Below are 25,170 nucleotides of genomic sequence, written 5' to 3'. Positions count from 1 at the left end.
CATTAATAATTCTTAATCTCTTGAGCGATCTTCATCTTTCTTAATGTGTATCAGTTCGTAAAGAATGAGATTGAAAAGATTCCCATAACACCAGTTAGTGCCCCCAAGATGTGGGTAATACTAATTGTCGTGAATAGCGCAATTGAAGCTGATTTTAAAATGATTAAATTATAAATGTTAACCAAGATTAATGAAAGTGGTCCACCCACTAATAATCCAAAGATAAATACGGGAATATAAATTGATAAGAATGAAAAGATAATCGCTCGATCAGAAAAGCCCAAAGCTTTCATTCTGATCGCGATCTTTTTTAATTCATCAATCAACATATTTGAGATCAAGATCACGATCAGAGTAACGATTGGCACAATCATTGCAATAATCACGTTTTGAATCGTTAACGAAGTTTTTGAGATATTCTCAAAGATCGCGCGATTAGAACTACTATTATATAAAAAGTTGATCATCGTGTTGTATGGTAATGAACCATACACACTTACTAGTTTCTTAATGTAGTCACTAACAGATTGATTATCAGCTTTTAGTTCAGTTCATTGATGAAAGTTGTTGCCATCAAGGTTTTTTACTTCTCCAAGTGCTACTAATAACGCCTTATAATCATCAACATAAGCTTGTCTTGTACTAGATAGTTGATTATAAGGTGTTGATGTACTTAGTGTTGATTGATAGTTAAGAATACTATTACGAATAATCTTTTGCAGTTGTTTATTATCAACTGAGAAATTCGAAGTTGAAGGTAATAACCCTGATTCTGAGAATAAGGGTGTTGATCTTTCAAAAGCATCTAGATCATCTGAGTAATAACCATTAAATGGTAATTTATGTTCGATCTCGAAATCACTAAACCCTAGTAGTTTGTTAGCCAGATCATAAGATGTGTAAAGATCATTATCTCTAGCTGAGCTAGAGATTCCAATTACCTTAAACTTAACTTTTTGGTTTTTTAAATATTCATCGTGGTTAATAATATTTAATTTATCTGAGATCCGATCAACACGATTGGTAATCGTGAAATCGATTGTGTCACCAACTTTTCAGTGGTTGTTTTTTGCAACAAACTCATTGATAATAATCGGATTATCATCAGTCTGATTAAACAACTTTTGGTTAATCACTTTATTGTTATTATCAATTAAGATCGGTCCTAGATAATCCTTACGATCAACATCATCTAGATTAGTTGTTTTAATCCAGTTCTTAATTCCTTTGATTTGGAATTTTTGATCATTATCTGTAACCGTGTCAATTCTTGTGTAAGCAAATTTAGGCGATTCTTTGTCTTTGATATCACCGATCGTCTTAGCTCCTAGACCAATAACGTTATACGTAATCTTATAGTCAACTAAACCGTAAGTGTTATTTGAGATATTCTCAAATTGTTGGATTAAAAAATGAATAAATTCAGGTTTTAAAATCCCACCACTTAGTGCTTGATCTTGATTGATTTCATACACATTACGGTTTAGTTGGGGGTTAAATACGATCCTAATGTAATAACTTGGATCGTTATCAGCTGGTGTTTTTAGGTTTCGATAAACGTTGTTAGCGATTGCTTGCAAGAAAATCTCATAAGATTTTTCTGAAGCAGCTGCTTGGTTAGAAGGCATTAATGAACTTGATAAACTTCACGGGTTAGCACTCAACACCCCAAGACCAATTAAGTAGTCCAAACCAATCTTAGATTGCACATAGTTCTTAAGATACGTAACTTTAGAACTTTGGTCAATAATATCGTTTAAACCAACGATATGTAAGTTACTTCAACCTGATTGGTTTGGATCAGTTCTAGAGTTGGCTAAGAAATAGTTCTTATGATCTTCTCATCCAGCTAAAGCCGCATCAGTTTTACCAAGATCTTTGAATTCTTGGTACATAATTAACCCTGATTGTTGGGTTGGTGTGGCTAGATCAACGTAATATTTATAATTATTAGCGCCAAACGTATCGTTTTTAGCCTTATCATAAACATTAAGCGTTGATAATGAGAAGATCAACACAACCATCGTGGCTGCTGATAAGATACATAATAAGAACAGCTTCCACATCGAGTTAAACGCAATCGAGATTCTAAATCGGTTCATAACCGATAGGATCGCGATTGGTTTTTTAATATAAACTGAGATCTTACTTACTTTGTATTCACTATCATTTTTTAACGAGTTAACAACGTTTTTACGCATCAAATAAACTGATACTAAAAAGCTGGTAACCCCAAAGATAATTACAGGTAAAAAGAAAGAAGTAACTAAAGCAGTTGCACTAAACCGCCTTAGTTCAACGGGTATAAACCAGAAGCTACTAAAAGCATTGATAGCAACCTCTTGTAAGATATATCCCAAGATATAACCCGCCATCCCTCCTATTAGTGAGGGAATAAAACTAAAGATTGCCATTGATAAATTAATCTTTGTTTTATTAAACCCGTTAGCTAACAAGATCCCTAGGGTTTGGCGATTCTTATCAATATAGCTCTTAACAATTAAGATCCCCACCATTAATGCTAATAAGATAATGATCGCCATTAACATTAATGACGTATTTTTAATCGTATTTAATAATGAAGGAATAAAGGTTGTGCGCGCAGCCCTTAAATTTAAAATGTTGCTAATATCATTGGCAAAATAAGCTGATTTTAAATTTGGCGGTCACGCCATGTTGATTGAAGCTCATTGATTGATCTTATCAAGCGCTAACTGGCGTTGAGCTTGACTAAGATTACGATCTTTAAACCGACCAACGATGTTTGTCTCAATTGGGTTGGTACTAAATGCTTCACGTAACCGTGAATACCCATAATCATTAACGTAATAAATTCTTTGATTAACCGGGTTGGGAATAAAGTTGGTAAAACTGTAGATCGGATAAATAAACTCTGGGCTAACCCCGGTCCCAAGAATTAAATACGAAGTTTGATCGATCTGGATCTTATAACGATCACTGATCGTATTAAATCTTTCTAAGAAAGCATCACCATTAAGTGACATTAACTGATCGATCATCTCTTGATCTTGAAAGATCATTTTACCATCAGTCTGTTGATCGTGTTTTCAGTTACTAGCTGAAACGATCGCAAAATAACTATTAGGATTAATTAACCTAATACTTAAAGGAACGATCTGATATTTCCATTGGAAATTAATACTCCAATTATTATTGATTGGGTTGGTTTCTGTATCAATAAACTCTTGGATTCTTTGTTGTTCGTTATTATTTAAAGGTTGGTTGTTAACAACTTTGGTAGCTGCTTGAACAAAGTTAGCTAAATTGGGATTATTCGTATTGGGATTAATCCCAGTTAAAACCACGTTTAAGATTGTTTTTAAATCTTGATTATCTTTAATAAAACCAGGGATTTGGTCGATTCTAAGCTGATTATAATCAGCTTTTAGTTTCATAAACTGATCAAGAATCTGTTGATAATTATGCCCAGAGTTACTAATCATCTGACCATCATATAAAACTAGTTTATCAACTTGATAATTGCTGTTCGTACGAACGATCTTTTTTTGTAAATCACCTTCACTAACATCTAATGATTCATAACGTTCAAACTCGATATTTTTATCGTTTAAGATCTTATCAATCTTAGCATTAGGATCTGATTGTAATTGAATTCTTAACCGATTAGAAGCAGTAATAATCTCGTTCTGCACAAGATTAATCCGTTGTTGGTTAGAGAGATTACTATTTAAATTAATCTCATAACTAATGAGATTGGTATAGATATTAGCACTATCGTTGCTAATAATCGTATTTAAATATGGTGTGATTGATTCAGCTGATAAAAAGATATGAACCTTATTGGTATTAGTCAAATCTACATTGGGATTAACAATTGACGGGTCTGAGTCAAATTGAAGTGTCCCAAAGTCATATTTTTCGTTGATTACTAAATCAGCCGCATTACCTTTTTGATTAACATAAGCATACGAGCTTTCTAAGTTCTTATTCGTGTTATCTAGTAATGAATAAGTTAAAGAAGATAAGAAGATTAAAAAGGTTAAACTAATTAAAGCAACTTTAGCTTTCTTAAAAGACCGGATAACACTCTTAATTAAATTAAACACTTATATTTAAATAACTAAAAATATTACTTATTATAATACCAAATCGTTATTTTTGGGGATGAGCATAATCTTAGTTAGTGGGATTTTTGCGAAGTTTTTTGAGATTTTTAAATTATCTAGACTCTTAGTTATTAGCGTTCATATATTTATATCAATTTGTTCTAGATTGGATGATCCTAAGAAAATCAACTTTTGTTCTTGCGATCATTGTTTTCCCAGTTTATTAAGTTGGTTAACCCAAGAAATTAAGAACTTAATCAAGTTCTAAACCAAGTGAATTTGTTTAAGTTCTTAACCTATATTTAAACGTTTAAATTAACTATAAATTGAAAACCCAAATAATCGTTATATAATTATGTTAATTCTATCTTACAGTAGAAAAACATTAGTATTTTTAAGTACTAAAAACTTTACATATAAGAATATTAAAAATGATTAAGGATTTTAAAGATATTAATCCTAATAAAAAACCCACCAAAATCTTTGCTTTTGGTGGACTTGAAGAAGTAGGAAAAAACATGTATGGTATCGAATACGACGATGAATTAATCATCGTTGATTGTGGTATCAAGTTCTCTTCTGTTGAACTATTAGGAATCGATGGGATCGTTCCCAATTTTGCTTATGCAAAAGCAAACCAACACAAGATTAAGGCATTAGTTATTACCCATGGTCACGAAGACCACATTGGGGGAATTCCTTATTTATTAAGAGAGGTTAGTGTTCCTGTAATTTATGCGCCGTTGATGGCAACTAAATTAATCGAGAAAAAATTACATGAACACCATAACCTAAACCAATATAAGATCGTTTCATATAACGATAAATCTGAGTTTAGTACCAAACACTTTAAAATTGATTTTTATCGAGTGTGTCACTCGATCCCAGATGCATTTGGTGTTTGTGTTCAAACACCAAATGGTAATATCGTTGAAAGTGGTGATTACCGTTTTGATTTTAATGCTGGTAATGAAGAGTTAGATATTCATAAAGTCGTTGAGATCAGTAGACGTGGGATTGATCTGTTTATGACTGAAACCACGAATGCTGAGATCCCGGGGTTTTCAAGCTCTGAAAAAGAGATCTACGATAATATTAAAAATATTATCAAGAATGCTAATGGACGGGTGATCTTATCAACGTTTGCTTCAAACGTTACCAGAATAAGTGAAGTAATCGAGATCGCAATCCAACACGGTCGTAAGATCTGTTTATTGGGTAAATCAATGGATAATAACGTTTCGATCTCTCGAGATGTTGGGTATATTAACCTTAAAGATGATGATATTGTTGAATCTAGATATGTAGAACAACACCCTGATAATGAGATCATGATCTTTTGTACGGGTTCTCAAGGAGAAGAGTTGGCTGCACTTAATATGTTAGCAAGCGGGCGTCATCCTTGGATCCAACTTAAAAAGACCGATTCAATTATCATGTCATCTAACCCGATTCCGGGGAATTATGCAGCCGTAGAACGGCTACTTAACGAACTATCTAAAGAAGAGGGGATCTCGATTTATGAAAATTCTCCGACGTTAAAGTTGCACGCTTCTGGTCACGCAACGATGCAAGAGATTCAACTAATGTTAAGCTTGCTAAGACCTAAATACTTATTTCCAATCCATGGGGAATATAAGATGTTTACTTCTTTAAAAAGAATTGCTAAAAAGTGTGGTTTTGACCCAGAAAACGTAGCCCTACATAAAAACGGTCAGATCGTTTATCTAATCGATCGTGAACTGTATTACACAAAAGAAACGATCGATGCTGAACCACTCTTCATCGAAGGTAAATCCGTTTCACCTAACGTTAAAAGAATTATGAACACTAGACAGGTGTTATCTGAAGAGGGGATCTTTGCAATTACTGTCGTAATTGATAAAGCAACCAAACAGATTAAGACTTTACCTAAACTAAAATCTAGTGGTTGTTTCTATCTCAAAGAAAGTCATGGTCTAATGACCAAGATTGCTTATGAGATTATAACTAATGCTAATGAGTATTTAGCTAAAAACCAAAACTACTCAGAGCACGAATTAAAGAAAATTATCCACGAAAGTTGCCGTTTCTACATCTGGAGAAACAAACACCGCAACCCACTAGTGGTATCAAACATCAGAGAGATCTAAACCTTAATAAAGATCTTCTTAATATTAGATAAAAGACCATTAATTTGGTCTTTTACTTTTTTAACCAATAGATCTGAGATCGGTTGGTTAAATTCGATATAGAGATTATAAGCACTCTTATCTTTATAATCATCCCTGATTGAGATCTCAAATTTATTTTGTAAACCTTGGTTTAGGATCGTGTTAATCAGATAATAAACCTTTTTAAGAATAACGATCTTTTCTTCGGTTACTTCATCTTCAACCATTAAACCAAACCCTGATAAGGGTAAAGTTGGTTCTTTTAAAAAGTTGGGATCAATACTTAATAACTCTCCCAACTCGATGACTTGTTGGATCGTTAGTTGTTTTAATGGTTCGAAGATGTAAACATCATTGGTCAATGCCATTGAGATATTTAGCCCTTGGTTAAGATCATCAAAACAAGTTCCTAGTAAAGCAAAATCGATCTTTTCACCAATATCAACAATCGTTTGTATCACCACTTCTAAAAACGTATCATCAATTGCTTTCTTCTTATCGGCATAACTAATATGACCTTTTAAGTTGTTTAAGAACAACTCTTTAGCATCAATATGTCATACTTCAAGATCAAGTTTTTCCCTAAAAAAATTGATCTTGTTAGCCACTTCATTATGACGCATCATCCCATTATCAATATAAATGCAGATCAGATTTTTATTTAAAGCAATCTTGGTGATCTTAGCTAATACAAAAGAAAACACACCACCATTCAAAGGGATGATGGCTTTCTTATTTTTAATTGTGTCCCTTAATAAGGTGACTGTGCTAATTAAAAAATCTTGTAGTTTTCTTGCTTGCATCTCTCAAGGCTAATCCATTTATAATTTTAATATGAATATTTTATCCATTTGATCATTTATAAATGTTAATTTATAATATATCAATATGATTATTGTTATTCTAGGATAAACAAATGCATAGTAATGTTCGAAAGTTATTAAATAACCAATATAATAGCGAAATGGCTGCTGCCACGATGATGTTTGAGTATTCTGCGCGGATTGACGAATACGGAATGGATCACTTTAGTGCGCTGTTATATGATTGAGCAAAAGAGAAGTTAGAACATGCTCAAAAGCTTGAATGATACTTAAGATTAAATGAACAATGAATTAGAACTAATTAGTTGGCAACACCTAAATTAGTTGATTCAACTGAACCGTTAGGAATTTTAGAAGCAGTATCTGAGTACCAAAGAGCTACAGCGGTTGCGTTTGATGAGATCGCTGAAGTGGCTTTAATTAACAAAGATTTTGGCACTTATAATTTCGTTGGTTTCTTTATTGAAAACCAACTATATCAAAAGAAAAAATGTGCTGATCTAATCAACACATTTAAGATGTCAGAAGATCTGTTAATCATTGATGAGAAGATTAAGCAGATTAAAGAAGAACATTTAGCTAATATCACTAAAAGTCATAAATAAACCTAGTTAATAAAAGATAAACAATGAAGTTGAGATTTAGGTCATTTTTACTTGAATCTTTACTTCGTTTTTATTTTTTTGTTTGGGGTGTGAAAACGGATTTTAGGTAAAATTTTTAATTTAACGTAATAAGTGTTTAACTAAAATTTTAAAAAGCAAGAACGTTATTTACATATGTTTTGCCAGATGTTTTATAATTAAGTATTATTAAATCAGAGGTTACTACAAATGATTAAGAAAAGCGCCTGATTTAATTTGTTATGTGGATTAAGTTCTGTGAGTTTTGTATCTGCTTCATGTCAGAAAATGCAAGCTCCAGCAACAAAAAGTGCAGAGGAGATATTTCGCACTTTAACTAAAGGCGATATTACGATCGCATTTAATAAAAATCAGGATAAAACCAAGATTCTTCCCAGTGCAATTAATGAGAAGAACTATTTTAATTATTTCTACTTTCAAATTAGTCAGAGTGTTGACCAAAAAGAATTAGATCACATTAATTTTGATGCGAAGAACTTTGTTCCTAATAACCAATCGGGTACTTTATCATTTGATCTAGATGTATCAGTTGTTGACAGACCTAAAGATATTAAAAATTTCGATTTTAGAATCGATGGTCTGATGACAGGTAGTGGAGCTAGTAGTGGTAGTGGGTCAAGTTCTGCTAGTAGCGGATCAGGTTCAGGTAATAGTGGGTCAACTACAACTCAACCTGAGCACGATCCAAATGACTGTCCACCAGATACTAGTAAGGCTAATAAAACTTCAAGTAGTGAAAAAACAGTTAATACAACTATACCAACTGAAAGCCAAAGACAACCTCGTGATAGTAGTAAACCACCTAGTTTTCCTAATGGGTTTCCAGGATTCCCTGGATCAAATATTACTAAGAAATTTGTTCAAAAACAAAATAGTTATCCAGACTATGTAGCGAGTAGATACAAAACTGTAGACAAACAACTAATATATAAAGAAATATGAGACCGTACTTTCTCTATAAGGCCAGGGACTTTTACCAGTGATAACGGAACAGCTCATCCAATAGTTGACCAAGGTACAGGATGAGTTTTAGATTACGCTAAGAACTCGTCAAACAACAATCAACTAAAATTATTCATTGCAACTAACCTACACGTTATTGGAAATTATGGAAATACTAACTCTAAAGAGTTAGACGATTTATTATCTTATTCAGACCCAACAGGTGTTAAACCAAGCGGATTTGCTCTTGGTAAATCTAATAAAACTCCATCGTTTACTCCTCAACCTAACAATCAAAGTGTTGATCAACTAAAACAAAATGCAGGCACCATGCTTTATTATTCATATAAAGAAGGAGGGGGCAAAATTGGTATAGAAGAGGTTAAAACTACTGAAGCTTTCAGCACTCCTAAAATTGTGTTTGCTGCAGTTGACTATTTAGATGATCACGCTTTAAACCAATATAAATCTAAAATAGATGAAAAATGAAAAGAATGAAAAGCTAAAACCTTAAGTTCTATTAACGGATCTAATTCAAGTGACGGTACTGTATTTGCTGATGAAGAAAAAGCTAGATTAAAGAAATTAACCGAATACAATGGTAAGATTTCATTCTATACTGACTTTGGGATTTTAGAATTAGACGTTGATCTATCAAAAGCAGATGAAAAACTTAAGGAATGAATAAATAATTCAACCAAAGCTGTAGATTCTTACGTAAATAGAATAAAAACTACACAACACTTACCTAACTATAATCCAGAAACAGGTAATTATTTCCCTACTTTAGATTACATCTCTAAAAATCTAGGATTAGCATCTTGTAAACCTTCTTATGCATATGGTATTGATAATGCAAAAGATATCTATATAGCCGGTTATCCTAAAGACCTACAAAGTCAAACTTTCTGAATGCAGAATAATCCAGCAGAAAGATATCAAGATATAACACAGGGTAGTGTTAATAATCAACTACGTATTCCTCAACAAGCTTGACTACCTAATAAAGATCTATTTAACGTACCAAGCTATACTCGTTCTACAGACTCGGCAACATCAAAAACTTGATCTGATATAAATAATATTCAAATTTATACAAAACTTTGAAACAGACCGTTCATTGACAGATACGGATTTAATTACTTCACTAAATTCTCATCACTATACTATGGAGCTTCTGGTTCTGTAGCTTACAATGACTTTGGTCAAATTGTTGGTATCTATGATGGGGTTGCTAGTAGCACAAATTTTGGTGACGTTTCAAATCTTGGAACATTTGCACCTTTAGTACAAGCTGCTAACATTAAAGTTCAATCTGATGAAAACATTACTAATTATGCTTACAACTTAATTGACAATAAAGGTTTCCCGCACCAAACTAGATCATACCGAAGTAACTTAAGTCTGTTCTACCCTAACGGATTTACCTGACCTTCAACATCTGGTACACCTACTCAAAGTAACTCTAAAGTAACAGCAATTTTCCCTAACGGTTTCTAATTTTATTTAGAAAATTACAAACTTTTAAAACGAAATTTATAACACCTTCTTTAGCTCAAAAAGGTGTTATTTTTTTGCCTTTTACCAGGGTCTTAACTAGACCATTTTTTCTTTAATCTTCTTAAAAAATGTCAAAAAAAGTTTTCCAAAAATTTTGATCAAAAATGCAAAATTTAGTAACAGAAATCAACTCCTTGTTTTCATCTCCATAAATTTATAAAAACCTTGAATTTATAATAGTTATGTGTCGGTATAGACAAACCATTAAATTACAAAATATGAGTATATTAAAAACACATTTTGATGTGGCTATTATTGGCGCAGGAATTATCGGCGCTTCAATAGCATACGAATTATCTAGATACAACTTAGAAGTTGTAGTTTTAGAAAAAAACCCAAAAGTAGCAAACGAAACTTCATTGGGTAATTCAGGTTTAATTCATGGTGGTTTTGATCCTGAGCCTCACAAACTTGAGGCTAAATTAAATCTTCAAGGTAACTTGAAGTGAAGAGAGTGATTTAAGCACTTAGAATTCCCTAGAGTTGAAATAGATTCATTAATTCTTGCTTTCAACGAAGAAGAGATGAAACATGTTCACATGTTATATGAAAGGGGGTTAACAAACGGGTTAAATAAAAAAGACTTAAAAGTCTTAACTACACAAGAAGTTCTTAAAAAAGAACCAAATGTTAACCCAGCTGTTAAAGGTGGTTTGTTGTGCACCTCTTCAGTGGCAATTCATCCAGTAGAAGCAACTAGAGCTTTATTGGGTGCTGCTAAGCAAAATGACACACGATTAAGAGTTAACTCTGAAGTAACCAACATTAAATATGAAGGCGATCGGTTTGCTCTTACAATCAATAATAAAGACAAGATCTATGCGAGAAAAGTAATTAATGCCGCTGGGCATTATGCTGATAAATTGGCTAATAAGTTTGGTTTTGATAACTTCAAACAAACTACTCGTCGTGGGGAATATCGAATCTTAGATAACTACGATAAGAACCTAATAAACTCTGTTTTATTTAAAGTTCCCACCATCCACGGTAAGGGAATAATTATTGCGCCAACCTTAGATGGACATTATCTAGTTGGACCAACTGCACAAGATGGTGTACCAAAAGAAGATATTTCTTTAGTAACTAAAGAAAAATACGATCTAATCGGCAAGATTGGTAAAGATATTGTTCCTTCATTAAAGATTGAAAGAACAATTAAAACGATTGCTGGATCACGACCAATCGATGTGGAAACAAATGATTTCGTGATTAGAAAAAGCAAGAAAAATCCAAACTTTATTTTAGCAGCCGGAATGCAATCACCCGCTTTATCATCAGCTCCAGCAATCGCATCTGAAATTGCTAACTTATTAAACCTAAAATTAACTCCACGTGAAAACTTCAAACCTGATTACAAGATTGATATTTTCTAATAACTAAACCTATTAATTAATATTTAAAAAAACAAATTATGGACAAGAAGAAATACATTATTACATTAGACGAAGGAACTACATCTTGTCGTTCAATCGTTTTTGATAAACAAGCTAAGATCGTAAGTGTTGCACAAAACGAATTTACGCAATACTTTCCACAAAGTGGATGAGTTGAGCATGATCCATTAGAAATTTGGAATACCCAACTATCTACAATGCAATCGGTTAAAAACAAAGCTCAAATTAAATCAGTAAACGTTGAGGCTGTTGGTATTACTAATCAACGTGAAACTGTTGTTTTATGAAATAAAGAAACGGGACTTCCGGTTTATAATGCAATTGTATGACAAGACCGTAGAACAAGTGAATATTGCGAAACCCTAACTAAACACGTTGATAAAGTTAGAGAAAAAACTGGTTTAATCATTAATCCTTATTTCTCAGGTACTAAGATTCGTTGAATCTTAAAAAATGTTCCTTTAGCGCAAAAAACTTTAAAAGCTGGCAAGTTACTAGCAGGAACAATTGATTCATGATTAATTTGAAAACTAACTGGTGGTAAGGTACACGCAACTGATGTCTCAAACGCATCAAGAACATTATTATTTAATATTCACACCATGGATTGGGATCAAGAATTATTAGATTTATTTGAAATCCCTCGGTCGATTCTTCCAGAAGTTAAATCTTCTTCTGAAGTTTATGGTTATGTAGAACCTAGTTTGTGATCTCAACGAGCTACTGCTAAAGTTCCGATTACAGGTGTTGCTGGTGACCAACAATCTGCTTTATTTGGTCAGTTGTGTCTTAAACCTGGAATGGTTAAAAACACCTATGGAACAGGTTGCTTCACCTTAATGAACATTGGTGAAAAACCAATTATGTCTAAGAACAAACTGTTAACAACAGTTGCTTGGAAACTAGGTAAGAAAAAACCAGTTTATGCCCTTGAAGGTTCTGTGTTTATTGCTGGAGCTGCTGTCCAATGAATACGTGACGGACTAAGATTAATTTATGATGCAGCTGAATCTGATTTTTATGCTAATTTAGCTTCTAAACAAGATACTCACCAAGTTTATTTAGTTCCTTCATTTACTGGATTAGGTGCTCCTTATTGGGACTCTTATTCACGTGGAGCAATCTTTGGTCTTGAACGTGGAACTAAAAAAGAACATATTATTAAAGCAACACTTGAATCGATCGTGTTCCAAACTAATGATCTGATTAAAGCTATGTCTTCTGATGTTGGTAAAAAGATCGAAGTTGTTAAAGTTGATGGTGGTGCAACTAGATCTGAATACATCATGCAGTTCCAATCATCAATCTCAGGGGTTAATGTAATTAGACCTAAGAATATTGAATCAACCGCATTAGGGGCAACCTTCTTAGCTGGTTTAGCTGTTGGTTATTGAAAAGATCTAAAAGAGCTTGAAAAACTAGTTAAAGTCGATAAAGAGTTCAAACCAAAACTAGATAAAGAAAAAGTCGAAAAATTAGTTCATGGCTGAATGTTGCGGTAAAAAGAACATTTAATTGAATGAAAGAGGTGGATCTTAAATAATGAATACAACAGTTAATATTCTCCTTGGTGAACTAATTGGTACCATGGTATTAATTATTCTTGGTAATGGTGTGTGTGCTAGTGTCAACTACAAGAATATGTTTGCTAAACAAGTTGGTGCTAACTGGTTGTTAATTGCTTTGGGTTGGGGGTTTGCCGTATTCTGTGGTGTGGTTATTAGTATCCAAGTTTTAAAAGGTAATGCAAACTTAAACCCAGCAGTGACAGTTTATTTCATGATTAACCAAAAAGGTGCTAACATTGGTTTATTATTTGCCATGATTGCAATGCAATTATTAGGGGCAATGATAGCGCAAATAATCCTTAATTCACTTAACTGAAAACACATCATTGAAAATGATGCTGAAATGCTAAAAGCCTCTTCTTGTACAGGTCCTTCTCACCGTAAAGCTTGATTTAGAAACATTTCATATGAAATGTTAGGCACTATGATTCTTTTAGCTGGTGTAATGGCTGGAGACTATCACAAACTAACAGGTGTCTTCTTTGTTATGGCTATTGTAATGAGCTTAGGTTCTGTAACTGGATGTGCAATTAACCCTGCTAGAGATTTTGGTCCAAGAGTTATTTACTTCTTAACAGCTAAAGCGTTTAATAAAAAATTACAAAATCCAGTGTCAGCTGATTTTAGATATGGTTTAGTTCCATTATTAGCGCCAATTGCTGCGGGATTAATTATGGGTGGTTTCTCATTATTAATTAATCAATAATTGATAAAAACAGATAAGAAAAATAATATTAGGGAATCACCCTAATATTATTTTTTATTTAAGTTTGTAATCGATATCTAAAAGAATTGGTGCGTGATCTGATACATTACTGATTAATTGGAAATCACTTGGATTAGGATTTTTCATCCCGCTACGTGATGCTAATCAAGCTGCTAAGCTTTTTTGTTTATCCCAAATTTTATCTGTAAAAGCATTGATGATATCAATCTTATAAGGGATATCGCTCTTTTTTAAGATGTTTTGGCTATCTGCATCATAGATGAATCATTTGTCATATGAATTAGCATAACCATTTCGTTCACTTAGAGTTGTTCGATAATATGGTCGATTATTATCAAAGTTAATATAGTTTAAAGAATATTGATCTGAAGTGAAGACTCTATTATTAGTTTCTCTTATGTTTGTGTCAGCTGCACCTATGATATCAGTATCAGGGTATTGAGTTTTAAGATCGCTAAAAACTGTAGCAATTGCTTGTGCTTCTTTAATCTCTTGCGAACCTTGTCGGCTAAAACCAGCAGCACTTGTTTCACCATTATTAGCATTCACCCCAGGCGCATCAAAGTGACCAAAGAAAGTGATAAAGCTATAATCAAAACCAATGATTTTGAATTTTGTGTATCAAAGTGGTCTTGTATAAATATTATTAGGATTGATAGCTTTAGATACTTCTGGTTGAACTACCTGATTTTTATATAAGATTAAAATTGATTCTTTTGATCTAGGATAATTCTCGTTAAAGTTTTTACCACTAAATGTGTAACTTCAAGAACTACCTAGTGCGTCGTTTAGTCTTTGAGCAAGAAGTTGATCATCATAATTGATTTCACTTAAACCAACAACGTCAGCATCAGAAAGTTGAATCGTTCTGATGATGTTCATAAACTTGTTACTAGTTGGTTCAGATCTACTCCCAAAATTAAGGGTGTTTCAACTCATTAATCTTAAATCCCCAACTTTTTTATATTGTTCATTTAGTGGAATAGTTTCATTTCGTGTACCGGGAGTAGTTACTTGCGAATCATTGGTTCTTTCACTATCTGGAACATCATTTTTAGGTGGGGGAAATTTGTTAATTACAAAGTAAGCACTCACCCCTAAAATGATTAATAATAGCAAGAGAACTCACATAATTAATCTTTTATTATTAACCTGTTTTTTTCTAGTGTTTTGATTTTGTTTGTCTCTAACTCTATTTCTCATATCTAAAATTACATCTGTTCTACAGCTTCTATACCAAATAAACTAAGTAAGTAGTTAATTAGATTTTTAATTGCTTTAGCCAATAACAATCTTGTTTGCTTGATCTCATCTTTTTGATTTAAGATCTCATGAGAGTTATACCAACTGTGAAAACTCTGGGTTAAGGTATAAACAAAATTTAAAAGTTTATTAACTTCATAAGTTGTTGCAACATTATGAACATAATGTTCAAAGCTGGCTAGATAATTAACCATCGTTCTTTCCACATCAGAGTTTAGTAACGATAAATTAACTTTATTTAGATCAATATGTTCAGCTTTTGTTAACAACTTATGAATTCTAGCATGTGCATACTGCACATAATAAACTGGGTTAGAACTATCTTTTTTATTCGTTAAATCAACATCAATCCTGATTCCGCTAGTTCAAGATTGATTAAGCATAAACCACCTAGAAGCATCTTTAGATAAAAACTCTAACATATCAGGGATACTAATCGCATTACCTAAACGTTTAGAGAATTTTATCTCTTTGTTGTCCTTAAGTAGTTTAACCATCTCAATTAGAACTACGACAAACTTACCTTTTTTAATCCCAGTTAGTTCAGCTGCATACGCAGTTCTTAAAATGTGGCCGAAGTGATCAGCTCCTCAAACGTTAATTAGGCGATCAAAACCACGTTTATGTTTTAGGTAGTGATTGGCAATATCAGTCCCATAATAAGTCGGCTGTTTGTTTTCTTTAATAATTACCCGATCTTTATCATCCCCGCCGTCAGTAGTTCTTAATCAAACAGCACCATCTTGTTCATAAATATGATCTTTTAATTGATTATTTAACAATTCAGTTAAAGTATTAGATTGATAAACTACTTTTTCACTAGTTCAAACATCCATCTTAACCCCAATTGATTCAAGATCTTGCTTAATAAAATGAAGCATTTTATTAGTACAATATTGGGTTAATTCGTTAGCAATCTTTGAATCAACAATTTTGTTATCTTCAATCTTAATATCTTGGTATTTGTTACCAAAATCTTTAATCATTTCTTCAGCAACAAAAATTGGTTCTTTACCATGATATGAATCATCTGGTAATTCGTATTTATTAATCCCTAATTCTTGTAAATATCTAATTATTGTTGATAGAGCAAATAAAGAAACTTGGTTACCTAGATCATTAATTCAATATTCTTTAGTTACATTATGACCTACTGCCCTTAAAATATTACTTAAAACATCACCAGTATAAGCATTTCTTACGTGACCTAAGTGTAAGAAACCTGTTGGGTTAGCTGAAACAAACTCAATGTTAATTGATTCTTGTTCTTCTTTAGGTAGTTTTTCGACTGAATAATTAGTTTCTTGTAATCGTTTAAGAACTACCAGTTTATCTTGATTACTTAAGAAAAAATTAATAAATCCTGGTTTTGAAAAAGTGATTTTTTCAAATTCATTAGGATTTAGTTGTTCAATTATTTGTTTAGCGATCTCTTGAGGATTTTTGTTCTGACGTTTTGACAGAACCATAGCGACGTTAGAGCTAAAATCACCAAACTGTATATTCTTAGTTTGTTGAATTAAATATTCAACATCAGTTGGTAAATTTAGTTGCTTTAAGGCGTGATCAATCTGCGTTTTAATTTTTTTAAAAACCATAGTTATATTTGATTATATTTCATTTAGCTTTCTAAATACGACAAAGCAGCTTCCAGCTCCTGCTAACACAACGTGATTGCTGTCATTTTTTAATTGGTTAAAAGAAGGTAATAATTCGGGAAATAAACTAAAAAACGGTTGTTCTAAATCATTAAGATTTTCTTTTTTAATTTGAGAATAATCTAAGAGTTCAAAGATCTTTTTTGTGCTAGGTTTTTGTTTGTTAAAAATGATCTTTTCTGTTTCATACCCATCCAAAATAGATTGCTCTACTTGATCCCCAAAATTCTTAATAATTGCACAATCGTGTAAGGATAAGAAAAAGGGAATATCACTACCTAGTTCAGTAGCTATTTCATAATAACTAACCGGGTTAAGGATTCCAAATTCTTGGTAAATTCAATTAATCAAAACAGCAGCATTACTTGGAGCTGAGCCAAGTCCAGAAAGGGTCGGAATTCTTTTAATCACCTTCGCTTTAAATTCAAAAGTTTGATTTAACTTATCTTCTAAAAATTTTTTAGTCCTAACTAAAATATCATCACTAAAAGTTAAAGAGTTGTTATTTTGATCAAAATACTTAATCTTAGTTTGGTTCCATTTTTCTAAATAAAGATCATCATAAAGATCTTTAACAAGAACTAACTTGGACTCAAGTTTATGCTTTTTAACTTTTGGACAGTATTCCTTAATTTTTAGATAAAAATTAACTTTAGCATAACTTCGATAATGATTCATATAAGCTAAACAGTTGGGTAGGTGATAACTCTTGAGCTCTGGATGTTTTTTTAAAACCAAGACTGACTAAACTTTGTATTATTAGCTTGGGATCATAATTATTTTTAAGATTATTTAAGATTGTTTTTCTTCTAGATAAAAAGATCAATTTTAAAAACTTCTCATATCCTTCATTAAAAGCTATGTCTTTTTTTTCTAAAAACAACAAAGTAGATCTTACTTTTGGTTGGGGAATGAAAGCAGTTTCATTAATCTCAATAATCTTGCTAACACTTAAAGAGTATTGACACAGAGCACTAAATGCTGAATAATCTTTGGAATTAATCTTAGCTAACAACCTTAATCCCATCTCTTTTTGCACCATAATAATTGCACAACGATAAGTTGATAAGATAAACTTCTTAATCAACTTAGATGAGATATTATAAGGTAAGTTTCCCACCATTGTGGGATTATCACCTAAATTATCAAAGATTGATTTTCAATCAATCTCTAAAGCATCAGCATGTAAAATATGATCTTTTAATAACCTTTCATTTAGGTGATGAAATAACTTCTTATCTAACTCAATGGCGTAATAATTATCAGCAAACCTTTTAATTAATTGTTCGCTAATAGCACCTAGCCCAGGGCCAATCTCTAAGACTTTGGAAGGGTTAATCTTGCTTACTGCTTCAACAACATTATTAATAATATTTTGGTCAATTAAAAAATTTTGCCCTCTTTGTTTAGAAGGCGAAAATTCGTTGTTTTTAAAAAACTTATTAATCTTGTTGATCATTAATCAAGTTCGCGGTTAAGAATCTGGTCTAAACGCGAGATTGTTTTTGTTCTTTGTCTACGTTTAACAATGAACACGTGAGTTATGTAAGATTGCAAGATTGTGAAGATTGAGTTTAAGAACCAATAAAGACCTACAGCTGATGGAGTGATCACTGGGAATAGGGCGAAAACGAAGATTAAGATTCATTGAATTCTTCTTGTTTTCTTTAATTGTTCTAATCCTTTTTGTGATGTTGTTTTAGCATTACGGTTACGTCTAGTTGCTCAGAACTGAGGTAATCATTGCGAAACAATTTGCATTGGCACAACTAATAGAACAAAGAAGATATAAACTCAGTTGCGACTAATATCTGAGATGATTTCTGTCCCTGGGGTAACTGATAGGTCTCAGATTCCAAATAAGATTGTAGCTTTAATTGGTCTTGTTAAAGAAACCATCTTATAAACGATCAAGAAGATCGGGATTGTTACAAAACTTTGTACAAATAATGCAGCTGGTTTAATCTTGTGTTTTTTATAGATGTGCATTACTTCGATCTGCTTCATCTTCTTAGATTGCGTGTCAGTAGCATTCTTGTATTTGGCATTAATTTCAGCAATCTTACCTTGGACCTCACCCATCCGTTCGGTATTTAGAGTCGAATTTAAGGTAATTCCAATCGTGATTAATCTAATAATGAACAATAAGATTAAAATTGCTAAGATCGTATTTAAACCATAGTCAATCCCTTGGGTTAAAGGAACTCTAGTTTGGTATAAGATTGGTAAGATAATCTGACTTGCTGGTCAAACAAACCAAGCTAAAAACGGTCCATAAGATAATTGGTAGTTTGCAAAACTAAAGTAAGGACCTATGTTGCTTGATGTTAAATCATAACGATAGTCACCAGTAACTCCATAGTTATAACCGATCTCTAAACCAACACCAATTCTAGGGTTAGATACTGTTCATGGTTCAGAGTAAGTTTGGGTACAGCCTCATAAACCGATTACAGTTAGAAATAAAAAGACACAAATCTTTAAAAACTTTCATAGGTATGATAAAGCTTTTTTTAGATTTGAATCGATTCTAGACTTTTCTTTTAGGGTGGCTGCGTTCCAGAAGGGATTAAACGACTGAGTCTTAATCTCAGAATGTACTTTATTCATTGATTTAAATGGTTTTGAACTTCTGAACTACCTTTTTATAGGTGTCAAAAAATTCTTTTTTTTTAGCTAAATAACTATTGGTTAGATAGTTAACATTATTAATCTTAATTAATATGTTTAAACTCTTGCTTCAATCAGTAAAATCGTCAAAGAAACTACGAACCTCGCGTTTGATCTTGTTTCTGATTACTGCTTTAGCAAAGAGTTTTTTTGACACAGAGATCCCAATCTTAATTTTGTTCTCCCTGTTTTTCTCAGCATAGATGACGTAATTATTAGAATAATATTTATTTTTAGACTTAACTAACTCTAGAAAATTAGTTATTTTTTTTAAACTATTTTCTCGTTTCATTAAGTTAAAAACTATCTCGCTTCGTCTGAAACGGTTAGAATGTGTCTACCTTTTCTTTTTCTAGCAGCTAATACAGCTCTTCCTGAAGCGGTTGCCATTCTTGCTCTAAAACCATGGGTTTTAGCTCTTTTTCTTTTATTAGGTTGGTATGTTCTTTTCATAACTATTTACAAATACACATTAACAAAAACGCCAAGCCGGGCTTGACATTATCTCAATTATTATAACGAATTATAACCAAAAATAAATTTTTTGTTAACTCATCTCATCGCTAAACGAAGAATGATAGAACGATTCGTATAAACCTTTTTTAGCCATCAATTGCTCATGGTTACCACGCTCAACGATCTCACCTTCTTGGATTACTAAAATCTGGTTAAAATTCTTAATCGTTGACAATCTATGAGCAATTGCAAATGTTGTTTGATTTTGCATCAATTTATCCATTGATTCTTTAATCACTTTTTCAGTTCTACTATCAATGTTTGAGGTTGCTTCATCTAACACCATGATTGTTGGATTCATTGAACTCACACGAGCAATCGTTAATAATTGTTTTTGACCTTGGGATAATCCCTCACCATTATTGGTAATATACGTATCATATTCATTAGGTAAGGCCATGATAAAATCATGAGCGTTAGCTAATTTAGCTGCTTCAATAATATCTTCAAGCTTGGCTTCCTTATTACCATAAGCAATATTATCACGGATTGAACCTGAGAATAGTTCTGTTGATTGTAAAACCATTCCCACGGTTTTACGGATTGAATTAATATCTACTGATGAGATCGGGATATCATCAAAATAAATTTCACCATCACTAACATTATAAAAACGACTAATTAGGTTGGCTATTGTGGTTTTACCTGAACCGGTTTTACCAATTAAAGCGATCTTTTCTCCTGGATAACCACTAATATTAATATTTTTTAAAACTTGTTTCTTACCATCGTAAGAAAAGTTAACGTTTTTAAACTCAACTTTACCTTGGAATGGTTTGATCTCACCATTGATTACTCAACCGATCTGCTTAGTTCATTTGTTAGCAATTCTTCAATTGCCATTTTCATATTTTTCAATGTAATCAAGGATGATCTTACCTTTGTTTTCTTCAAGCTTTTCATCTAACATCGTGTAAATTCTTTCAGCCCCAGCTTTTGATCTAGCAAAGAAATTAACGTTTTCAGAGATATTAGCTAACGGCCCAACAAATGCCCGAACTAAAGCAACAAATGAAACAATTACTCTTAAAGTAATCTGTTGACCTAGTATTGGTTTATTTTGGTAAGATTCAAATAAAAAGACGCTGGCTATCGCAACAACGATGTACATTACGTTCGAGTAGTTAAATATCACAGGGAAAACGATTGAAGCTAGAACATTAGCTTTCTTCATAATCGCAGCTTGCTTATTGTTAGCTAGCTTAAACTTGTGAATAACTTGATCTGAGTAATTAAACAAGTTTGAGATCATTTGGGTTTCTATATATTCTTGAATTACACCATTTAGGTTAGCAATCTCAACTTGGTTAGCCACAAAGTTAACTCTGGTTTTCTTACCAAAGAAACCAAAGAAGATCAGCATCGGCAATAATAACAATACAGTAATAAGTGTTAAGACGATGCTGATTTGCAACATAAAGACGAAGATAACAACGATCTGGACTAATGCTTGGAATGATTGGGGAATAATTTGCACAATCAAATTACGCACGGTATCAACATCGTTCGTATAATAACTCATGATATCACCGTGTTTGGTTGTATCAAAATATTTGATTGGCAACCCTTGCATATGAACATACATATTATTTCGAAGTTTAAATAATGTTGCATGTGTAGCTTTAGCCATAATCTGACCAGAAATAATATTTGATAACACCCCTAAGATGAAGATCAAACCAATGATCGATAAATATTTGATTAAACCACTAAAATCAAGGGGTTTACCTGTACTTTTTTCTCTTAATAGTGGGGCGATATAATCATCAATTAAGTCTTTAATAAAGTTGTTAACTAATACTAAGGTTATTGAAGAGATGATGATCAAGAAAAAAGCAATAAGTAAGTGTCACTTTTTATTTTTTCAAATAAATCTTAATAGCTCTTTGAAATATTTTTTCTTTTGAGCGTTTCTTTCTTTTTTGTGACTCATAAATTTTATTGCTCTGTTTGTGATTGGTTAATTTCACGATATAGTTCTGAGTGTTCTATTAAATAATCATGGTTTCCGCTAGCAACAATCTGACCGTTGTTTAACACATAGATCAGATCAGCGTTTTTAATAGACGAAACTCGTTGGGAGATTAAGATTTTGCTTGATTCTTTAAAGTCGTTGTTAAAACTAGATTGGATTAAAGCATCAGTTTTCGTATCCAGGGCTTAGGTGGAATCATCAAAGATCAAGATCTTAGGTTTACGAATTATTGCTCTAGCAATGCAAATTCTTTGGCGTTGACCACCAGAAAAATTAGTTCCATTTTTGCTCTACAATAGAATCTAATTTATTAGGTAATTTATTGATGAATTCAGCTGCTTGAGCTTGGGTAATTGCTTTTTCAACTTCTTCATCAGAATAGTTCCCACCCATTAGAATATTATCTTTAATCGTTCCTGAATAAAGAATACTTTTTTGAGGAACGATTGCGATTGCATCTCTTAATGCTTTAATACTGTAATTATTAAGTTGAATATTATTTAGTAATACTTGGCCTTCATTACATTCATATAACCTAGTAAGTAAATTAACGATACTAGTTTTACCAGAACCTGTGGATCCAATAATGCCGATCGTTTGACCTTTTTTAATCTTAATGTTGATCTTTTCTAAATTGTGGTGTGGGTTCGTATCAACATATTTAAAAGAGACATCTTTATATTCAACTTCATAATCACTTACAGTATCAATTGCATATTTCTTATCTTTAATATCGATCTTTTCAGTTAACACTTCAATGATCCGATCTTTTGAAGGTTTGGCAGTAATAATCGTTACGTAAACAACAGATAATAACAATAAGTTTATTAACATTTGAAACGCATAAGCAAATACCGAAGCTAAGCTTCCGATATCTAATTTACCATCAACAATATTGTTGGTGCCGATTCAAGCAATCGCTATTGCTAAAGCATAAATACAGAATAAAACAATTGGTGAGATTAGTGCAGTAATTCTTTCAATCTTGGTGAAATTTTTATAAATAAAACCAGCAACACGATTAAACTTTTGAATCTCATTATCTTGTTGGTGATAAGACTTAACTACTCTAGCTCCAGCAATTGATTCTTTGGCTAAATTATTTAATTGATCGTATTGTTTAAATAGTTTTTTATAGTTACCAATCACAAAGCGATAAACCAGTAAGATCCCACCAATGATTACTGGCATAATTGCTACTGAAGCAATTCCTAGTTTTAACTAGTAACAAACATTAATACAAGTGAAAATAAAAAAACTGACATTCCTCTTATTGCCGTTCGACCAGATTGGATACTCTGATGAATAAAGTTAATGTCAGTTGTCATTCTTGTTAGAACGCTTGCTTTTTCAAATTTATCAGTGTTTTTAACTGAGAAACTTTGGTATCTTTCAAAGATGTTAACACGCAATTGTTTAGCGAATTCTACAGAGGCAATTATGATTGATCTACCTCCTAGATAACCAAACGTGAAACCAACAGCTGCAACACCTAATAAGATTAGTGAATATTGGGTTAGTGCGTTTTTATCTCTTCCAATAATTCCAAAGTTAATTAATCCGAAATAAAGTAGGGCACTAATACAGTGATCAAGCTTTCTATTAATAGAAAGATTGGCACAATGGACATGTGCAGTCTAAAGGATTTAGTAGTGTTATAAAATAGAATTTTAAGCATGTCTTAAAGTCTAATTAGAAATTATACTTAGTAAGATAAATTAATTAAACAACTAATTAATTATTTGAAATATCTAATTAATTTTAGTAATCTATTTTTTATTTATTAAAGATATTTTGTGTATTTAGTTCTTGAAAAGATCAAGAAAGCTCTTTAAGTTTGGATCGTTTTCTAACTCTTCTTCAACCTTATCTATTCCGTGTCTAACGGTTGTGTGATCTTTTCTTAAAAGTTTTCCAATCTGACTAAGGTTTTTGTTGTAAACATTTTTGAGAACGTACATACAAATATGTCTGGCTTGGACAATTTCTTTTTTTCTTTTAGAAGATTTTAGGACATCTTCACTAACGTTAAAGTGGTATTTAATCTTATCAAACACGTATTTAGGGTCTTTTGATAAGATTAAATTTTTTCGGTTCGTTACTTTTTCAATAAAACTTTTTAAAATTTGATCTTTAGTTTTAGTTGAACCATACATTTGGTTCATAAAAACAAGGGTAGATACAGATCCTTCAATTTTACGAATATCGCCTTCATCAAAATCTGAAATCTCTTCGATTACATGGTCGTCCATGTATTTTTCCAGATTATTTTCTTTAAATTTTTGTTTAAAAATTTGAATGATTTCGTTTTTGTTAGGCTGATTAATTCTTACATTTATTCCTTTTTGGAATCTTGAAATCATTCTTGCAGTTAATTTATCTTGAATTTCTTCAATTTTGCAGTCTAAAGTTATAACAATTGTTTTCTTTTGATCAACTAAGGAATTAAAGATCGTAAAAAAAGTTTCGTTAGTTTTAGGTCGATTTGAAATGATCTGAACGTCGTCGATCATTAACAGATCGTAATCCTTATATTTAGATTTAAAGCTCTCGATATGGGTCGGATCAGGAGCAATAACTGATTTTAAAAACTCTGAGCCAAAATCATCTGAAGATAGCACACAAATCTTTTCTTCTGGGAATAATTTTTGACGCTCGTTAGCTATAGCTTGTAATAAGTGGCTTTTCCCGTAACCAGGTTTACCTTCTATTATTATTGGGTTTCAATTTGAATGAGTTGTCTTATTTGCAATCTGTTTAGCTAAATAAACTGCTTCTTTATTAAATTCAAAAACTAGGTAATTACCAAAATTGTATTTTTCCTTAATACCTTTTGATAAGGGATTAATCTTATACTTTTCTTGCTTCTTTAAAGTTGCTAACTTTTCTTTTAAAGTATCAGCTTCCTTTTTATTTAATAAATTGACCCTTTTATTTTCTTTAATGATTTTTTTTCATTCTAAAGATAAATAATCGTTAAAAACAACGGCATTTTCAACATTTATTAGATGGTTTAATTTATTTTTAAATTCGTTAAAAAAGTATGGACTTTCGAAGTATATATAAATGTTATCATTTTCTTCAAAAACGAAATCAATAGAATGTACAAAAGCATCTAGAAGTTCTGAATTTGCTTCATTAAAATGAACTGAAATTTCTTCTAAAAATCTTTTTAATTTCGTTTTCAA

General features: G+C 31.9%; 20 protein-coding genes and 1 pseudogene. 7 read left to right on the top strand and 14 right to left on the bottom strand.

Annotation, left to right across the window (positions count from 1 at the left end):
- Positions 1 to 2: 2 nt before the first annotated feature.
- The gene (locus tag D2833_RS00110; protein ID WP_027333153.1) at positions 3 to 4,088 is read right to left on the bottom strand and encodes an ABC transporter permease; all 4,086 of its coding nucleotides are present in this window, start codon (positions 4,086 to 4,088) and stop codon (positions 3 to 5) included.
- Between the two features lie 431 nt (positions 4,089 to 4,519).
- On the opposite strand from D2833_RS00110, the gene D2833_RS00100 reads away from it, so the two are divergent.
- Complete coding sequence (locus D2833_RS00100; RefSeq protein ID WP_011113249.1) at positions 4,520 to 6,220, top strand: ribonuclease J; 1,701 nt, start codon at positions 4,520 to 4,522, stop codon at positions 6,218 to 6,220.
- On the opposite strand, the gene D2833_RS00095 is transcribed toward D2833_RS00100, so the two are convergent.
- The gene (locus D2833_RS00095; protein WP_011113248.1) at positions 6,217 to 7,044 is read right to left on the bottom strand and encodes an adenine nucleotide alpha hydrolase family protein; all 828 of its coding nucleotides are present in this window, start codon (positions 7,042 to 7,044) and stop codon (positions 6,217 to 6,219) included. The genes D2833_RS00100 and D2833_RS00095 overlap by 4 nt on opposite strands.
- A 113-nt stretch (positions 7,045 to 7,157) precedes the next feature.
- Between D2833_RS00095 and D2833_RS04130 the strand changes: the two genes are divergently transcribed.
- The 6 genes and pseudogenes from D2833_RS04130 to D2833_RS00070 all read left to right on the top strand — a co-directional run bounded on the left by D2833_RS04130 (position 7,158) and on the right by D2833_RS00070 (position 13,879).
- Complete coding sequence (locus D2833_RS04130) at positions 7,158 to 7,370, top strand: ferritin-like domain-containing protein (RefSeq protein ID WP_231992459.1); 213 nt, start codon at positions 7,158 to 7,160, stop codon at positions 7,368 to 7,370.
- Positions 7,371 to 7,670 (top strand): ferritin-like domain-containing protein, encoded by a 300-nt coding sequence (locus D2833_RS04125; protein WP_231992453.1) that lies wholly within the window; start codon positions 7,371 to 7,373, stop codon positions 7,668 to 7,670. It begins immediately after the preceding gene.
- Positions 7,671 to 7,946: 276 nt separating this feature from the next.
- Positions 7,947 to 10,151: an MIP family Ig-specific serine endopeptidase gene (locus D2833_RS00085; protein ID WP_231992451.1), complete on the top strand. Its 2,205-nt coding sequence runs from the start codon at positions 7,947 to 7,949 to the stop codon at positions 10,149 to 10,151.
- Between the two features lie 242 nt (positions 10,152 to 10,393).
- Positions 10,394 to 11,584, top strand: a complete 1,191-nt coding sequence (gene glpO, locus D2833_RS00080; protein ID WP_011113245.1) for a type 2 glycerol-3-phosphate oxidase — start codon at positions 10,394 to 10,396, stop codon at positions 11,582 to 11,584.
- Positions 11,585 to 11,622: 38 nt separating this feature from the next.
- Positions 11,623 to 13,148: pseudogene (gene glpK, locus D2833_RS00075) on the top strand (glycerol kinase GlpK).
- Positions 13,148 to 13,879, top strand: coding sequence for an MIP/aquaporin family protein (locus D2833_RS00070; RefSeq protein WP_011113243.1), 732 nt, complete (start codon positions 13,148 to 13,150; stop codon positions 13,877 to 13,879). The pseudogene glpK and the gene D2833_RS00070 overlap by 1 nt, the downstream one beginning before the upstream one ends.
- Positions 13,880 to 13,933: 54 nt before the next feature.
- On the opposite strand, the gene D2833_RS00065 is transcribed toward D2833_RS00070, so the two are convergent.
- The 12 genes from D2833_RS00065 to D2833_RS00005 all read right to left on the bottom strand — a co-directional run bounded on the left by D2833_RS00065 (position 13,934) and on the right by D2833_RS00005 (position 25,170).
- Complete coding sequence (locus D2833_RS00065; protein ID WP_027333150.1) at positions 13,934 to 15,103, bottom strand: MnuA family membrane nuclease; 1,170 nt, start codon at positions 15,101 to 15,103, stop codon at positions 13,934 to 13,936.
- An 8-nt stretch (positions 15,104 to 15,111) separates the two neighbouring features.
- Positions 15,112 to 16,761 (bottom strand): arginine--tRNA ligase, encoded by a 1,650-nt coding sequence (gene argS, locus D2833_RS00060; protein ID WP_011113241.1) that lies wholly within the window; start codon positions 16,759 to 16,761, stop codon positions 15,112 to 15,114.
- A gap of 12 nt (positions 16,762 to 16,773) precedes the next feature.
- The gene (locus D2833_RS00055; RefSeq protein ID WP_225306182.1) at positions 16,774 to 17,499 is read right to left on the bottom strand and encodes a 4-(cytidine 5'-diphospho)-2-C-methyl-D-erythritol kinase; all 726 of its coding nucleotides are present in this window, start codon (positions 17,497 to 17,499) and stop codon (positions 16,774 to 16,776) included.
- Entirely contained in the window at positions 17,474 to 18,280 is an 807-nt protein-coding gene (gene rsmA, locus D2833_RS00050; RefSeq protein ID WP_011113239.1) for a 16S rRNA (adenine(1518)-N(6)/adenine(1519)-N(6))-dimethyltransferase RsmA, read from the bottom strand. The genes D2833_RS00055 and rsmA overlap by 26 nt, the downstream gene beginning before the upstream one ends.
- On the bottom strand, positions 18,280 to 19,431 hold the full coding sequence (yidC, locus tag D2833_RS00045) for a membrane protein insertase YidC (RefSeq protein ID WP_117273905.1): 1,152 nt from the start codon (positions 19,429 to 19,431) through the stop codon (positions 18,280 to 18,282). Before yidC ends, rsmA begins: the two co-directional genes overlap by 1 nt.
- Positions 19,432 to 19,435: 4 nt before the next feature.
- On the bottom strand, positions 19,436 to 19,783 hold the full coding sequence (rnpA, locus tag D2833_RS00040) for a ribonuclease P protein component (RefSeq protein ID WP_014885776.1): 348 nt from the start codon (positions 19,781 to 19,783) through the stop codon (positions 19,436 to 19,438).
- Between the two features lie 11 nt (positions 19,784 to 19,794).
- Positions 19,795 to 19,944 (bottom strand): 50S ribosomal protein L34, encoded by a 150-nt coding sequence (gene rpmH, locus D2833_RS00035; protein ID WP_011113236.1) that lies wholly within the window; start codon positions 19,942 to 19,944, stop codon positions 19,795 to 19,797.
- 94 nt (positions 19,945 to 20,038) lie between these two features.
- The gene (locus D2833_RS00030) at positions 20,039 to 21,940 is read right to left on the bottom strand and encodes an ABC transporter ATP-binding protein (protein ID WP_011113235.1); all 1,902 of its coding nucleotides are present in this window, start codon (positions 21,938 to 21,940) and stop codon (positions 20,039 to 20,041) included.
- A gap of 227 nt (positions 21,941 to 22,167) precedes the next feature.
- A complete protein-coding gene (locus tag D2833_RS04400; RefSeq protein ID WP_408633952.1) occupies positions 22,168 to 22,224 on the bottom strand; it encodes a hypothetical protein in 57 nt (18 codons plus the stop codon).
- Between the two features lie 31 nt (positions 22,225 to 22,255).
- On the bottom strand, positions 22,256 to 23,173 hold the full coding sequence (locus D2833_RS00015) for an ATP-binding cassette domain-containing protein (protein WP_011113234.1): 918 nt from the start codon (positions 23,171 to 23,173) through the stop codon (positions 22,256 to 22,258).
- A 26-nt stretch (positions 23,174 to 23,199) separates the two neighbouring features.
- Positions 23,200 to 23,481: an ABC transporter transmembrane domain-containing protein gene (locus D2833_RS04310; protein ID WP_261974439.1), complete on the bottom strand. Its 282-nt coding sequence runs from the start codon at positions 23,479 to 23,481 to the stop codon at positions 23,200 to 23,202.
- Positions 23,482 to 23,784: 303 nt separating this feature from the next.
- Positions 23,785 to 25,170, bottom strand: coding sequence for a DnaA ATPase domain-containing protein (locus D2833_RS00005; RefSeq protein ID WP_011113232.1), 1,386 nt, complete (start codon positions 25,168 to 25,170; stop codon positions 23,785 to 23,787).

This window comes from Mycoplasmoides gallisepticum (assembly GCF_900476085.1).
Classification (GTDB): Bacteria; Bacillota_I; Bacilli_A; order Mycoplasmatales; family Mycoplasmoidaceae; genus Mycoplasmoides; species Mycoplasmoides gallisepticum.
The sequence above is the reverse complement of the archived record's forward strand: the minus strand, read 5'-3'. Positions and strand labels throughout refer to the sequence as shown.